The 14478-nt window shown below is 71.7% G+C and carries 9 protein-coding genes and 1 pseudogene; 7 read left to right on the top strand and 3 right to left on the bottom strand.

All coding sequences use genetic code 11. The features are described 5' to 3' along the window. Positions 1-15: 15 nt before the first annotated feature. Together rsmH and mraZ are read right to left on the bottom strand one after the other, a co-directional pair. Positions 16-1053, bottom strand: a pseudogene (gene rsmH, locus OG598_RS02360) (16S rRNA (cytosine(1402)-N(4))-methyltransferase RsmH); the annotation flags it as partial. 206 nt (positions 1054-1259) lie between these two features. Further along, entirely contained in the window at positions 1260-1691 is a 432-nt protein-coding gene (mraZ, locus tag OG598_RS02355) for a division/cell wall cluster transcriptional repressor MraZ (RefSeq protein ID WP_030488958.1), read from the bottom strand. Between the two features lie 355 nt (positions 1692-2046). Here mraZ and OG598_RS02350 point away from each other — a divergent pair, with 355 nt between their 5' ends. The 4 genes from OG598_RS02350 (at position 2047) to OG598_RS02335 (ending at position 6023) form a co-directional block, all read left to right on the top strand. Further along, positions 2047-3294 carry a MurT ligase domain-containing protein gene (locus OG598_RS02350; RefSeq protein WP_091407686.1) on the top strand — a complete coding sequence of 416 codons (1248 nt, stop codon included), beginning with the start codon at positions 2047-2049 and terminating at the stop codon, positions 3292-3294. Next, entirely contained in the window at positions 3284-4003 is a 720-nt protein-coding gene (locus OG598_RS02345) for a type 1 glutamine amidotransferase (protein WP_091407683.1), read from the top strand. The genes OG598_RS02350 and OG598_RS02345 overlap by 11 nt, the downstream gene beginning before the upstream one ends. Next, on the top strand, positions 4000-4683 hold the full coding sequence (locus OG598_RS02340; RefSeq protein WP_238682867.1) for a TVP38/TMEM64 family protein: 684 nt from the start codon (positions 4000-4002) through the stop codon (positions 4681-4683). The genes OG598_RS02345 and OG598_RS02340 overlap by 4 nt, the downstream gene beginning before the upstream one ends. 125 nt (positions 4684-4808) lie before the next feature. Beyond that, positions 4809-6023, top strand: coding sequence for a hypothetical protein (locus OG598_RS02335; RefSeq protein ID WP_328652829.1), 1215 nt, complete (start codon positions 4809-4811; stop codon positions 6021-6023). A 185-nt stretch (positions 6024-6208) separates the two neighbouring features. On the opposite strand, the gene leuS is transcribed toward OG598_RS02335, so the two are convergent. After that, positions 6209-9049 carry a leucine--tRNA ligase gene (gene leuS, locus OG598_RS02330; protein WP_328652828.1) on the bottom strand — a complete coding sequence of 947 codons (2841 nt, stop codon included), beginning with the start codon at positions 9047-9049 and terminating at the stop codon, positions 6209-6211. A gap of 403 nt (positions 9050-9452) precedes the next feature. On the opposite strand from leuS, the gene OG598_RS02325 reads away from it, so the two are divergent. The 3 genes from OG598_RS02325 to OG598_RS02315 are packed head-to-tail and all read left to right on the top strand — an operon-like array spanning position 9453 to position 14296. Continuing rightward, positions 9453-10508, top strand: a complete 1056-nt coding sequence (locus tag OG598_RS02325; protein WP_091407670.1) for an AAA family ATPase — start codon at positions 9453-9455, stop codon at positions 10506-10508. 1 nt (position 10509) lies between these two features. Continuing rightward, positions 10510-11808, top strand: coding sequence for a DUF58 domain-containing protein (locus OG598_RS02320; RefSeq protein ID WP_210785716.1), 1299 nt, complete (start codon positions 10510-10512; stop codon positions 11806-11808). A 16-nt stretch (positions 11809-11824) separates the two neighbouring features. Next, complete coding sequence (locus OG598_RS02315; protein WP_328652827.1) at positions 11825-14296, top strand: transglutaminase TgpA family protein; 2472 nt, start codon at positions 11825-11827, stop codon at positions 14294-14296. Positions 14297-14478 lie beyond the last annotated feature (182 nt).

The following is a 14478-nucleotide window of genomic DNA, read 5'->3' as shown; positions in this document are numbered from 1 at the left end:
ACCCCCCACGGATCAGGCGGACCCCGTGCCCGGTTGGTGCATTCCCTTCACCCTGCGGCGAGACCGTTCGCGGTCGGTCCGCCCCTGCTCTGTCGCGTTCGGGTCGAGTCGCTCCGCGGCCCGCAACCGCACCGAGGCGGCCCGCGGGTTCGCGGCGACCTCCGCCTCCCCCGGCAGTTCGGCGCCCCGGCTGAGCAGCCGGAACGTCGGACCGGACCCGGGAAGCTCGACCGGGAGGTCAATCGGGCCCTTACTGCGGACCCGGTCCGTGAGGGCCGCCTTGGTGAGCCTGTCCTCCAGCGAGTGGTAGGACAGGACCACCATGCGACCGCCCACGGTCAGTGCGTCGAGTGCGGATGGCAACGCTGTCTCCAGCGCTGCCAGCTCTCTGTTTACCTCGATCCGTAAAGCCTGAAACGTTCTCTTTGCCGGGTGCCCACCCGTTCGTCGGGCTGGCGCCGGAATGGAGTCCCGAACCAGCTCCGCCAGCAGCGCGGACGAGGTGATCCGCTCCCGCTCCCGCTGCCGGATGATGGCCGAGGCGATCCGACCGGCGAACTTCTCCTCGCCGTAGACCCGCAGCACCCGGGCCAGGTCCGGATGCGCGTACGTGTTGACCACCTCTTCGGCGGTCACCCCCCGGGTCTGGTCCATCCGCATGTCCAACGGCGCGTCCTGGGCGTACGCGAACCCGCGATCGGGCGCGTCCAACTGCAACGACGAGACACCCAGGTCGAACAGGATGCCGTCGATGGCCGGATAGCCCAGCCGGTCCAGCACGTCCGGCAACTCGTCGTAGACGGCGTGCTCCAAGTGCACCCGATCGGCGAACCGGGCCAGCCGGACCCGCGCGTGAGCGAGCGCCTCGGTGTCCCGGTCGAGCCCGATCAGGACCGTCTCCGGATGCGCCTCGAGCACCGCCTCCGCATGCCCGGCGAGACCGAGCGTCGCGTCGACGTGGACCGTCCGGCCGCCTCGACCCAGCGCGGGGGCCAGCAGCTCGAGACACCGCTCGAGCAGCACCGGCACGTGCGTGCCGCGCAACTCCCCCATGATGACCCCCACTGGTTGAAACGTCCGTTCTCTTCGTGCGCCTGTCGTCGGACGGCGCTGCCGTCGTACCGCCAGATCCCCATCCGCTCCCGCCTGACACCGGACCGTCGCCCAATGACTGGATCGTGCGCCTGGCACCGGGGAAGTGATGCCAGGAACTCGAAAGCGGCTGGAGATCTCGCAGTACGTCGGGCGCCGTTACCGCCCTACAGACCGCCGGGCAGCACCCCCTCCTCGATGTCGGCGAAGTCGTCTTCGCTCTCGGCGAGGTAGGTCTCCCAGGCGACCTTGTCCCAGATCTCCACCCGCGTGCTCGCGCCGATCACCACCAACTCGCGGTCCAGCGCGGCATAGGCCCGCAGGTGAGCCGGAATGGTCACCCGACCCTGCTTGTCCGGAACCTCGTCGTGCGCGCTGGCGAAGAAGACCCGGCTGTAGGCCCGGGCCGCCTTGTGGGTCATCGGCTGTGCGCGCAACTGCTCCGCGATCCGCTGGAACTCAGGGGTCGGGAAGACGTAGAGGCAGCGCTCCTGCCCTTTGGTGACCACGACACCCCCCGCCAGCTCATCCCGGAACTTGGCCGGAAGGATCAACCGGCCCTTTTCGTCCAGGCGCGGAGTGTGGGTGCCGAGAAACATCGGCCCAACCCCCTCGCCCCTGAGCGGCGTTCGCGGCGCCGCTGACCCCCCGGGCCGGTGAGCCCTCCCGGCCTCACCATTGGTCCCCACTCTACTCCACTTCCCTCCACCCGCAACCAAATTCGCCCGCGTGGCGCGCCTGACCCGGTGACAAAACCGCACGTCACAAGGGGTGGAGCGCAGTGGAGGGCTCCGGCCGCCCCTCGGCGTGGTCCGCTTTCCGACATAGATCGACTCCGTCCGGGGGACGCCGACCCGGCCGCCCGCGCAGCCACCACGGCCGAACGGTTCACCGTCGGCGGCGATCTGGTGGGGCCGGCGGTCCGGTAACCTCGCTCGCGTGACGGACGCGAAAATGCCCCTACGGGCCAAGGTGGCCAGCTCCGTGTCACGGACCGCCGCGGCGCTCTCCCGGGCGGCCGGCCGTGGCGACGGTTCAGTGATCGGCGGGTGGATCGGCCTGAAGATCGACCCGGACCTGCTGGCTCACCTGTCGGCCGGGCGCGCGATCGCGCTCGTCTCCGGCACCAACGGCAAGACCACCACCACCCGATTGACCTCCGCCGCGGTCGGCGTGCTCGGCCGGGTCGCCACCAACTCGTTCGGCGCCAACATGCCCAGCGGGCACACCTCGGCGCTGGCCAAGGCCGGCAGCACCCCGTACGCGGTGCTGGAGGTCGACGAGCACTACCTGGCGCAGGTGCTGGAGGCCACCGAGCCGCACGTGGTCGCGCTGCTGAACCTCTCCCGCGACCAGCTCGACCGCGCCAAGGAGGTCGCCATGATGGCGCAGCTCTGGCGCGCGGCGCTGGTCCGGCACACCGACGTACGGGTGGTGGCCAACGCCGACGACCCGCTGGTGGTGTGGGCCGCCACCCCACCGGGCGACCCCGCCCGGGGCATCAACCCGCCGCACGTGACGTGGTTCAGTGCCGGCCAACGCTGGCACGACGACTCCTGGGTCTGCCCGGAGTGCGGCTCCACCATCCAGCGCTCCGGCGAGCAGTGGTGGTGCACCGGCTGCCCGCTGCGCCGACCGGAGCCGCACTGGGTCGTCGAGGACGAGGGCGTGCTCGACCCCACCGGCGCCTGGCACAAGGTCTCCCTCCAACTGCCCGGCAAGGTCAACCTCGGCAACGCGGCGACCGCGCTGGCGGTGGCCGCCGAGTTCGGCGTACGCCCGGTCGACGCGGTGTCCCGCCTCGGCATCGTCACCTCGGTTGCCGGCCGCTACGCGCAGGTCGACAAGGACGGGCGCAACATCCGGCTGCTGCTGGCCAAGAACCCGGCCAGTTGGCTGGAGGCGTTCGACATGGCCGACGACGCGCCGACACTGCTCTCCATCAACGCGCGCGATCCCGACGGTCTGGACACCTCCTGGCTCTACGACGTCGACTTCGCCCCGCTCCGCGGCCGGCAGGTGTTGATCACCGGCGACCGGGCATACGACCTGGCGGTTCGACTGGACGTCAACGACGTGCCGTTCCAGCACGTCCGCACGTTCGACGACGCACTCCGGTCGGTCCCGCCCGGGCGGCTGGAGGTCATCGCGAACTACACCGCGTTCCAGGACATCCGAGCGGAGTTGGACCGTGTCATCTGAGAGTCTGCGCATCGTCTGGATCTACCCCGACCTGCTCTCCACCTACGGAGACCGGGGCAACGCCCTGATCCTCGCCCGACGGGCCCGTCAGCGTGGGATGCCGGTCGAGGTGCTGGAGGTCCGCTCCGACGAGCGGCTGCCCGCCACCGCCGACATCTACCTGGTCGGTGGCGGCGAGGACGGCCCGCAGGCGCTCGGCGCCCAGCGGCTGCTGGCCGACGGCGGCCTGCACCGCGCCGTCGCGCAGGGCTCGGTGGTGTTCGGCGTCTGCGCCGGCTACCAGCTGCTCGGCACCTCGTTCTTCGCCAAGGGTGTGCAGTGCCGCGGGCTGGAGCTGCTCGACCTGCGGTCCGACCGGGGCGAGAGCCGGGCCGTGGGCGAGCTGGCCGGCGAGATCGACCCCCGGCTGGGCCTGCCCCCGCTGACCGGTTTCGAGAACCACGGCGGCCGCACCCACCTCGGTCCGGAGGTCTCCCCGTTGGCCCGGGTCACCGCCGGGGTTGGCAACGACGGCGCCACCGAGGGCGCGTGGCGCGGCAAGCTGCTGGGCACCTACTCGCACGGGCCGGCGCTGGCTCGCAACCCGGCCCTGGCCGACCTGCTGCTGCGCTGGGCCACCGGGGCACACCAGCTCCCGCCGTTGGACGACACCTGGTCGGACCGGCTCCGCAACGAGCGCCGCTCCGCGGTGGCCGCCGCCCGGGCATGATCCGTGCCGTCCGGCGGCTGCTCCGGCAGCCGTCGGCCGCCCGGTTCGCCCTGCTCGTGCTGCTGATCGGCGGGTGCGGGTTACTGCTGCTGCTGGTGCCCCGGCCGGATCCGGCACAGTTGCCGCTGGTCGCCGACCGGCTGGGCGACCTCGCCCCGGTGGCGGCGATCCTCGGTGGTGCGCTGCTGCTGGTCGCGCTGGTGCCCCGGACCTTCATCACGCTCGCCGCAGGTGCCATCTTCGGCCCGCTGGAGGGCGCCGCATACGCCCTGGGCGCCGCGCTGGTGGCGGCGGCGATCGGGTTCACCGTCGGCCGGTTGCTCGGTCGGGAGTTCGTGGCCGAACGGGTCCGCGGTCGCCTGGCCCGCCTCGACGGCTGGTTCGCACGGCAGAGCGTGCTCGGTGTGGTCACCGTCCGGCTGCTGCCGATCGCCGGCTTCGGCCTGGTCAGCTACGGCTACGGCACTACCGGCGCCCGAGTGCTGCCGTTCCTGGCCGGCAGCGTGATCGCGTCCGCGCCGACCGCCTTCGGCTACGCGGCGATCGGCGCGGCGGTCAGCTCCCCCGGCCACGTCAACTGGTACGCCGCCGCCCCGGCCAGCCTCGGCCTGATCGCCAGTCTGGTGCTCATCCACCAGTGGTGGCGCGCCGAACGCCGCCGCCGCTCCATGCCGGTCTGACCCGCGGCCGAAAACCCTGCGCACGTCGATGACAGGATCCTGTCGGTTCGGCGGTGGTAACGGCCGGACGACGATCCCGCCGGCAGGGCATCGGGCAGCGTCGGCGCGATCTAGCGTCTGCGGCCATGAAGCCCTTGCCCCGAGCCAGGATCGGTTCCCGAGCCGTCGCCCTCGTTGCGGCCCTCGCGGCGGCGCTGCTCGCGGCGTGCACCCCGGGTGATCCACCGGCCGCGTCGTCGCCGCCCGCCACTGCCGAGGCACCGCCCGCGACGCGGGTGACCGCCCCACCGCTCGCCGACTTCTGTCCGGTCGCCATGCCACCGAGCTGGCAGGACGCGATCCGTGACAGTCGCCTTCCGCAGGAGCCCGGGGAGAAGTGGGCGGTGCTCACCCCGGCGCCGGATGGCCGCTCCGCGTTCGCCACAGTGCAGCGCGGCGGCTCGATGACGCTGGTCTGGCAGGAGGAGGACGGCCGACGGAGGGAGGTGGCCACCATGCCGGACATGTTCACCTTCCCACTGTGGGGCGTCTTCGACGGACGCTGGCTGGTGTACGCGCGCAGCAGCCTCATGCGAGCAGCACCCCACGGCGGCGGCGGCTCCGAACTCTTCGCCTGGGACGCGGAGTCGGGGACCGCACCACGGCAGGTGCTGGGCACCGCGGACTTCCTCTTCCGGCCCCCGTTGCGCGACGGGAAACTCGCCGTCACCAGGATTATCGGCGAGGACCGGAACGAGCTGACAGTGCACGACCTGGCTGCCGGGACGGTCCGCACCGTGGCCACCGGTCCGGTGGGCGGTGTCGGGTTCCACGGCGCCGACCTGCTCTGGTTCGATCGGGCCACGGGTCGCCTGAACGCTGTCGGTCCGGACGGTAGGGCTGGGTCCGCGCCGCAGCCGAGCCCGGGACCGGGCACCACTGTCGACGTGACCACCGACGGCCGGACCACGGCCTGGGTGTCCCGCGACGAGCGGACCCTTACCGTCTGGCGACCGGACTGGGCGGCACCGGTCCGCGTGTTCCGGGTGACCCCTCCGCCCGCCAAGGCCGCCGCCACCTCGTTGCCACCGGGCACCAGGCCCCCGACCGTCGACCCCTTCCACACGGTCGCCACGCCCACTGCCGTCGGGGACCTGGTGATCTTCCGGTACCACCTGGGTTGGTACGTGGCCGACCTGCGAACCGGGTCGTACGTGCGGCTGACCGCGGATCACGCCCACGCTGTCGTCTCGGGCGAGGCGCTGCTGGTGGACCCGGACAACAACTCGGACCCCGCACAGCAGCACGCGTACTCGCTGCTGCGCCCGGACCGGCTGCCGCCACTGCCGGCCTGCCCGTGAACACCGGAGCGCAACCACCGGGCGGCTGGTCGAGCTGAGCCGGCGACTGCACGAGCCGGTGGTGCCGCGACCGGACGTTGATGCGCCGGAGAGCGTGATGACTCAGAGGCATCAATATGCCTCTGAGTCATCACGCTCAACGCGGTGTCCGCCTCCGTGGACGTCACGGTGCGTATCAATCGCCGTCAGGCGACGACCGAGACCATCCGGCCCTTGACCACGATGACCTTGCGCGGTTCCTTGCCGTTCAGGCTCGCCGCCACCGCGTCCAGGGCCGCCGCGCGGACGACCTCCTCGGAGGCGTCGGCGGGGACCTCGATGCGACCACGGACCTTGCCGTTGACCTGCACCGGGTAGGTCACCGTGTCGGCCACCAGCAGCGCCGGGTCGGCGGTCGGGAAGTCCGCGTACGTCAGCGAGGACTCGTGGCCCAGCTTGCGCCACAACTCCTCGGCCAGGTGCGGGGCGAACGGCGCCACCATCAGCACCAGCGGCTCGGCCACCTCGCGCGGCGTCGCCGACAGTCGGGTCAGCCCGTTGGTCAGCTCGATCAGCTTGGCGATAGCGGTGTTGAACCGGATGCCGTCCATGTCGCCACGGACCCCGTCGATCACCTTGTGCAGCAGCCGGCGGGTCGCCTCGTCGGCCGGGTCCTCGGTGATCCGCAGGGCGCCGGTCTGCTCGTCGACGACGGCCCGCCACACCCGCTGCAGGAACCGGTACGAGCCGACCACCGCCCGGGTCTCCCAGGGGCGGGAGACCTCCAGCGGGCCCATCGACATCTCGTACACCCGGAAGGTGTCCGCGCCGTAGGCGGCGCACATGTCGTCGGGCGTCACCACGTTCTTCAGCGACTTGCCCATCTTGCCGTACTCGCGGTTGACCGCCAGGTCACCCAGGTAGTAGGCGCCGTCGCGCTCGAAGACCTCCTCGGCCTGCACGTAGCTGCCGCGCGAGTCGGTGTACGCGTACGCCTGGATCATGCCCTGGTTGAACAGCTTGCGGAACGGCTCGAACGACGACACGTGCCCCAGGTCGAACAGCACCTTGTGCCAGAACCGCGCGTACAGCAGGTGCAGCACCGCGTGCTCGGCGCCACCGACGTACAGGTCGGTGCCCCCGCAGTCACCGTCGGCGCGCGGGCCCATCCAGTACCGCTCGTTCTCGGCGTCGACGAACCGCTCGCTGTTCGTCGGGTCCAGGTAGCGCAGCTCGTACCAGCAGGAGCCGGCCCACTGCGGCATCACGTTGGTTTCCCGGGTGTAGCGCTTCGGCCCGTCCCCCAGGTCCAGTTCGACCTCGACCCAGTCGCGCCGCCGTGACAGCGGGGTCTCCGGGTTGCTGTTGGCGTCGTCGGCCTCGAAGGTCTTCGGGGAGAAGTCGTCCACCTCCGGCAGCTCGACCGGCAGCATCTCCTCAGGCAGGGCGATGGCCGCGCCGGTCTCGTCGTAGACGATCGGGAACGGTTCGCCCCAGTAACGCTGCCGGGAGAACAGCCAGTCGCGCAGCCGGTAGGTCACCGCGCCGCTGCCGTGCCCGTTCGCCTCCAGCCAGGCGATGATCGCCGCCTTGGCGTCGGCGACCCCCAGGCCGTTCAGGTCCAGGCCACGCTCGGGCGCGGCGCTGTTGATCGCCGGGCCGTCCCCGGTGTACGCCTTGCCGTCGAAGCCCTCCGCCGGCTGCACGGTACGGACGATGGGCAGCTCGAAGACCTCGGCGAACGCCCAGTCCCGCTCGTCCTGCGCCGGCACCGCCATGATCGCGCCGGTGCCGTAGCCGGCCAGCACGTAGTCGGCGATGAAGATCGGGATCTGCCCACCGGTGACCGGGTTGGTGGCGTACGCGCCGATGAAGACGCCGGTCTTCTCCTTGCTGTCGGACTGCCGCTCGACGTCGGTCTTGGCAGCCGCCGCCTTGCGGTACGCCTCGACGGCCTCCCGGGGGCTGGCGTGCCCGCCGGTCCACGCGTCCCTCGTACCGTCCGGCCAGCTGGCCGGCGCCAGCGTGTCGACCAGCTCGTGCTCGGGTGCCAGCACCATGTAGGTGGCGCCGAAGACGGTGTCCGGTCGGGTCGTGAACACCCGCACCGGCGCCGCGCTGGTCGGGAAGTCGATGTGGGCGCCGGTGGAGCGGCCGATCCAGTTGCGCTGCATCAGCTTGATCGGCTCGGGCCAGTCCAGGCTGTCCAGGTCGTCCAGCAGCCGGTCACCGTACGCGGTGATCCGCATCATCCACTGCTTCAGGTTGCGCTTGAAGACCGGGAAGTTGCCCCGCTCGGAACGGCCGTCGGCGGTGACCTCCTCGTTGGCCAGCACGGTGCCCAGCCCCGGGCACCAGTTCACCGGCGCCTGCGAGACGTACGCCAGGCGGTGGTCGTCGACGACCTGGCGGCGCTCGGCGACGCTCAGCTCGGCCCAGGCGCGGCCGTCCGGGGTGGGCCGGTTAGCGCCCTCGAACTCGGCGATCAGCTCGGCGATCGGACGGGCCCGGTTGGCGTCGCTGTCGTACCAGGAGTTGAAGATCTGCAGGAAGATCCACTGGGTCCAGCGGTAGAAGTCGGTGTCGATGGTGGCCACCGAGCGACGCTCGTCGTGCGCCAGCCCCAGCCGGCGCAGCTGCGCCTTGTACCGCTCGATGTTCGCGACGGTGGTGGTCCGGGGGTGGGTGCCGGTCTGCACCGCGTACTGCTCGGCGGGCAGGCCGAACGCGTCGAAGCCCATCGCGTGCAGCACGTTGCGGCCGGCCATCCGCTGGTAGCGGGCGTAGCAGTCGGTGCCGATGTAGCCCAGCGGGTGGCCGACGTGCAGGCCCGCTCCGGAGGGGTACGGGAACATGTCCAGCACGTACAGCTTCTCCGCGCCGGCGCGTGGGTGGGTCGGATCGGCCAGCGGGCCGGTCGGGTTCGGTGCGTGGAAGGTGCCCTCGCGCGCCCAGATGTCCTGCCAACGAATCTCGATCTCGTCGGCCAGGGCCGCGGTGTACCGGAACGGGGGAATGTCGCCCGCCGGTGCGGCTGCCTCACTCATCGTCTCTCCTCGCTTCGCTTCGCTTCGTCTCGGCACCACCGGGCCGGGCCGGCGGCGGGCACAAAAAAGCCCCTCGCGCAGGAGGGGCCGCCGTGCTGTCGCTGGGTTCAGCGCATCAGCACGGCCCGGTAAGAAGCAGGAAGACTCCGGCCATGCCCCGCAGTGTACCTCTTCCACGGTTCGCCCTGCCGGCCCCCGGGCGGTGTCGAACCCGTTCCCCCGAGCTGGCGAATATCGGTGCGTAACCGACGGACTACCTGCGGGGGTCGGCGATAACGACAAACATGGTTAGCCTGAGAGACTAGTGAGATTCCTGCGGCAAACGAGGCTCGACGTCGCGAACCCAACGGCGGGTCCAGGTGCTCTCTAGAGAGCTGCCGTGACGGCGACGAGGAGGAGGCCCGTGACACAACAGACCTGGGACGAGGTGGGCGGCCTGTTGCCGCACGACGAGTTCCGCGCCGCCAGCGAGGCCATCGTGGCCAACATCGAGCAGGTCATCGAGGGTAAGACCGCCACAGTGCGGCTCGCCCTGGCCGTCCTGCTCGCCGAGGGTCACCTCCTGATCGAAGACGTCCCGGGTGTCGGCAAGACCAAGCTTGCCAAGGCCCTCGCGCGGTCCATCGACTGCACGGTGCGACGGATCCAGTTCACCCCCGACCTGCTGCCCAGCGACGTCACCGGGGTCAGCGTCTACAACCAGGAGACGCACGACTTCGAGTTCCGCCCCGGCGCCGTGTTCGCCAACCTGGTGGTCGGCGACGAGATCAACCGCGCCTCGCCGAAGACCCAGTCGGCGTTGCTGGAGTGCATGGAAGAACGGCAGGTCACCGTCGACGGGGTGACGTACCAGCTCCAGACCCCGTTCATGGTGATCGCCACCCAGAACCCGATCGAGATGGAGGGGACCTACCCGCTGCCGGAGGCGCAGCGCGACCGGTTCACCGCCCGCATCGCGATGGGTTACCCGGACTCCAACGCCGAGCTGGCCATGCTCGACGGGCACGGCGCCACCGACCCGCTGCACGAGCTGCGTGCGGTCTCCGACGCGGCCATCGTCCGGCAGTTGATCGCCACCGTCCGGCAGGTGCACGTGGCGGACGCGGTCAAGCAGTACGCTATCGACCTGGTCACCGCCACCCGTGAGGCCCCCGACCTGCGGCTCGGCGCGTCCCCCCGGGCGACCCTGCAACTGTTGCGCACCGCCCGGGCGGTCGCCGCCCTGGAGGGCCGCGACTACGTCCTTCCCGACGATCTTCAGGCCCTGGCGGTGCCGGTGCTCGCCCACCGGATCATCCCGACCGCCGACGCGCAGCTCGCCCGGCGCACCACCGACGCGATCGTCTCCGAGCTGGTGCACCGTCTGCCGCTGCCACACGACCGGCAGCGCAACCCGTACGACACCCGGCCTCCCGCCACCGGCAACGGTCGCGCACCCTACGAGCCGCGGAGGCCATGACGTGCGTGCCGGGCTACGCGGGCTGACCACCCGCGGGCGCTCCTTCCTCGCCGCCGCGGTCGCGGCGGCGATCTCGGCCGGCATCCTCGGCGAGAAGGACCTGCTCCGGGTGGCTGTGCTGTTGGCCATCCTGCCGTTGCTGGCCGCCGCCTACGTCGGGCGGAGCCGCTACAAGCTGGCCTGCAACCGTTCCCTGGACCCGCACCGGGTTCCGGTCGGCGCCAACTCCCGGGTGGTGCTGCGCCTACAGAACCTCTCCCGGCTGCCGACCGGCACGCTGCTCCTGGAGGACCGGCTGCCCTACGCGCTGGGCAGCAGGCCCCGGGTGGTGTTGGAGCGGCTCGGCGCGCACCAGGCAAGCTCCGTGGCGTACACGGTGCGGGCCGACGTGCGGGGCCGCTACGACGTGGGCCCGCTGGTCGTCCGGATGACCGACCCGTTCGGCCTGTGTGAGCTCACCCGCTCCTTCCCCAGCACCGACCACCTGACGGTCATCCCGCAGGTCACCCCGCTGCCGTCGGTCCGGCTCCCCGGGGAGTACGCGGGCAGCGGCGACAGCCGGGCCCGCTCGGTGGCGGTGCACGGCGAGGACGACGCCGCGACCCGGGAGTACCGGCGCGGCGACGACCTGCGCCGGGTGCACTGGAAGTCCACCGCCCGCACCGGTGAGCTGATGGTGCGCCGCGAGGAGCAACCGTGGGAGAGCCGGGCCACCGTCGTCCTGGACACCCGTGCGTACGGCCACCGGGGCGAGGGGCCGACTGCCAGTTTCGAGTGGTCGGTCTCGGCCGCCGCGAGCATCGCCGTCCACCTGCGACAGGCCGGTTACAAGTTGCGCCTGGTCACCGGCTCGGGGGCAGATGTGGACGCCTCGGAGGCCGGCGGGGACGGCGCGCTGCTCGACCACCTCGCGGAGGTCCGACTGGATCAGCGCGCCGAGGTCACCGGCCTCGTGCAGCGGGTCCGCCAACGCGCCGACGGCGGTCTGATCATCGGCCTTTTCGGCACGGTGAGCGTCGCCGAGGCGGAGCTGCTGGCGGGGCTGCGGGGCAACGGCGCCACCTGTGTCGGCTTCCTCCTGAACAGCTCCACCTGGCTGAGCCTGCCGGAGAAGGCGCGGGCCGAGGCGGAGCACGCCCACGCCGCCGCCGTCCTGGCCATGTTGCAGAGCGGCTGGCGGGTGGTCGGCGTCGACCACGGCGGCCGGCTGCCGGCGCTGTGGCCGCAGGTCGGTCGGGGCGCCCAGGGGTTCGCCCTGCGGGCCGCGCTGGCCGAGACGGTCGCCGGCGGCGTGCGATGAACGGAAGGCTCTCCTCATGATCAGCAGTCGGAACATCGGCTTGGTGGCGGCCGCTGCCACGCTGCTGGCCGCCGCGCCGTTGTCGGCCATCTTCCAGGGCTGGACGTGGTTGATCGAGTCCATCATCGCGGTCGCCGTGGTGGCCGGTGTGGCCGCGCTGACCCGCCTCGCCCGGGCACCTCTGTGGGGTCAGGTGCTGGGCATGCTGGCCGGCCTGATGCTCGCCCTGACCTGGTTGTTCCCCAGCGGCCAGGAGCTGTTCGCGATCCTGCCCACCCCGGGCACGCTCGCGTACTTCGGCGACCTGCTCGCCGGCTCCATGCAGGACATGCGCTCGTACGGGGTCGAGGTCCCGGACACCGACCCGCTGCTGTTCATCGCCGTGCTCGGCGTCGGCGGGGTCGCCGTGCTGGTGGACGTACTGGTCGTGGGGCTGCGCCGGCCGGCGCTGGCGGGGCTGCCGATGCTCGCCATCTACTCGGTGCCGGTCGCCGTCTACGTGGACAGCGTCCCCGCGGTGCCGTTCGTGGTGGGCGCCGCCGGTTACCTCTGGCTGCTGGTCACCGACAACGTCGACCGGGTGCGCCGTTTCGGCCGCCGGTTCACCGGCGACGGCCGCGACGTCGACGTGTGGGAGGCCTCTCCGCTGGCGTCCGCCGGCCGTCGGCTCGCGGCGGTCGGGGTGGCCCTGGCGGTGGTGCTGCCGCTGGCGGTGCCCGGCATGACCGGCGGGCTGCTCGACTCGCTCAGCCGGGGGCCGGGCAACGGCACCGGCAACGGGTCCGGCTCGGGCGGCACGTCGGGTCGGATCGACCTGTTCGCCTCGCTCGCCGGCCAGCTCAACCAGTCCCAGGTGGCCGACCTGGTGAAGGTGAAGACGTCCGAGCAGAACCCGTTCTACCTGCGCTACGCGGTCGCCGACGAGCTGCGCCCCGCTGGTTTCCAGGCGCGCAACCCCAGCGGCCGATCGGTCAACCGGGACCTCCCGAACCCGGCCGACCGGGCTGGTCCAGGCGTGCAGCAGACCACTTACCAGGCGACCGTCGAGGTCACCAAGAGCCTGAGCATGTCGCTGATGCCGGTGTACGCCGAACCGACCAGCGCCGACGACCTCAGCGACAACTGGCTCTACGACGCCAACCAGCAGGTCGTCTTCTCCAACCGGGAGAACTCCCGCGGTCGGAAGTACTCCTTCGACTACGTCCGCTCGACCTTCAGGCCGGAGGCGTTGCGGAGCGCGAAGCCGCTGCCGACCGAACACCCGGTACGCCGACAGATGACCGCCACCCCCGGGCCGGTGCCCGAGGTCGAGGAGCTGGTCAAGGGGCTGATCCAGGGCAAGCGCACGGACTACGACAAGGTGCTGTCGATCTACCAGCACTTCTCGGCGGACAACGGGTTCAGCTACCGGTTGAGCACCGAGAGCGGCAGCAGCGGTCAGGACATCGTCAACTTCCTGACCAACAAGGTCGGCTATTGCCAGCAGTACGCCGCCGCGATGGCCTGGCTGGTCCGCTCGGCCGGCATTCCGGCCCGGGTGGCGTTCGGGTTCACCAACGGCAGCAAGCGCGACGGTGACACCTTCACGCTGACCAACCTCAACCTGCACGCCTGGACCGAGGTCTACTTCGACGGGGCTGGTTGGGTGCCGTTCGACGCCACCCCGGCGTACGGGGTGCCCGGCTCCACCCGGTCGGCCTGGGCACCGGACACTGACGCGCCGGAGGCGCCCAGCCCAAGCTCCGGCTCCACGAGCGCCCCGACGGACCCGGGCACCTCGGCGGAGCCGACCGGCCCGGACAACGCCGACCGGGACACCGACGACGGGCTCGCTCTCGGCGGGACGACGCCGAACGAGCAGCCACCGGTCTGGCCCTGGTGGGCGGCGGGCCTGGTGGCCCTGCTGGTGCTGCTCGCGGTGCCCGCGCTGCGCCGGATGGCTCTACGCCGTCGACGCAGTGGCAGCGCGGCGAGCGGGGCGATGGCCTCCGCCCGGGTCGACGGCGACAGCGAGCCGGAGGCACGTCCGGTGGTGGTCAGCGCGGACGCCAACCGGGCTCGCGCGGACGCCCACGCCGCCTGGGCGGAGCTGCTCGACACGCTTGTGGACTTCCGGGTCCCGGTCGATCCGACCGAGACGCCCAGGGCGACAGCGGACCGGCTCGTCCGGGACGCCCTCGACGATGACGACGCGATCGGGTCGGCGCGGCTGCTCGGCCGGGCGGAGGAGCGGGCCCGCTACGCGCGGGATCCGCTGACCGGTGAGCGGTTGCTGCCGGCGCTACGCGCGGTCCGTGCGGCGCTCGCCACGCGGGCGGACCGACGGACCCGCCTGCTCGCCGCCGTGCTGCCGCCCTCGGTGCTGCTGCGCTGGCGTACCGCCATGGCCGACAGGTCCAGCCGGATGGTGGCGCTCACCGGGCAGGCCCGGTACCGACTGCTGCGGTGGAACCCTCGACGGCTGCTGGCCGACCGGGCCGCTCGCTGATCGACGGTTCCAGATCCGGGGCGGCGGCCACCACCGCCGCCCCACCCGCCTGAGCTGCCGCCACCCGAGATCGTGCTCGATCCAGGAAGTAGTCCCTTCCCTGGCGCACGATGCCACTACATCCAGGATCGAGCACGACCATGCGGAGAGCGGTCACTCCTCGGTGGGGTGCTTCTGCGGGT

The sequence above is a fragment of the Micromonospora sp. NBC_00330 genome (genome assembly GCF_036136635.1).
In the GTDB taxonomy this organism is placed as follows: Bacteria; Actinomycetota; Actinomycetes; order Mycobacteriales; family Micromonosporaceae; genus Micromonospora; species Micromonospora salmantinae.
Note: the sequence above shows the minus strand (reverse complement) of the source record. Positions and strands in the feature narration are given on the sequence as shown.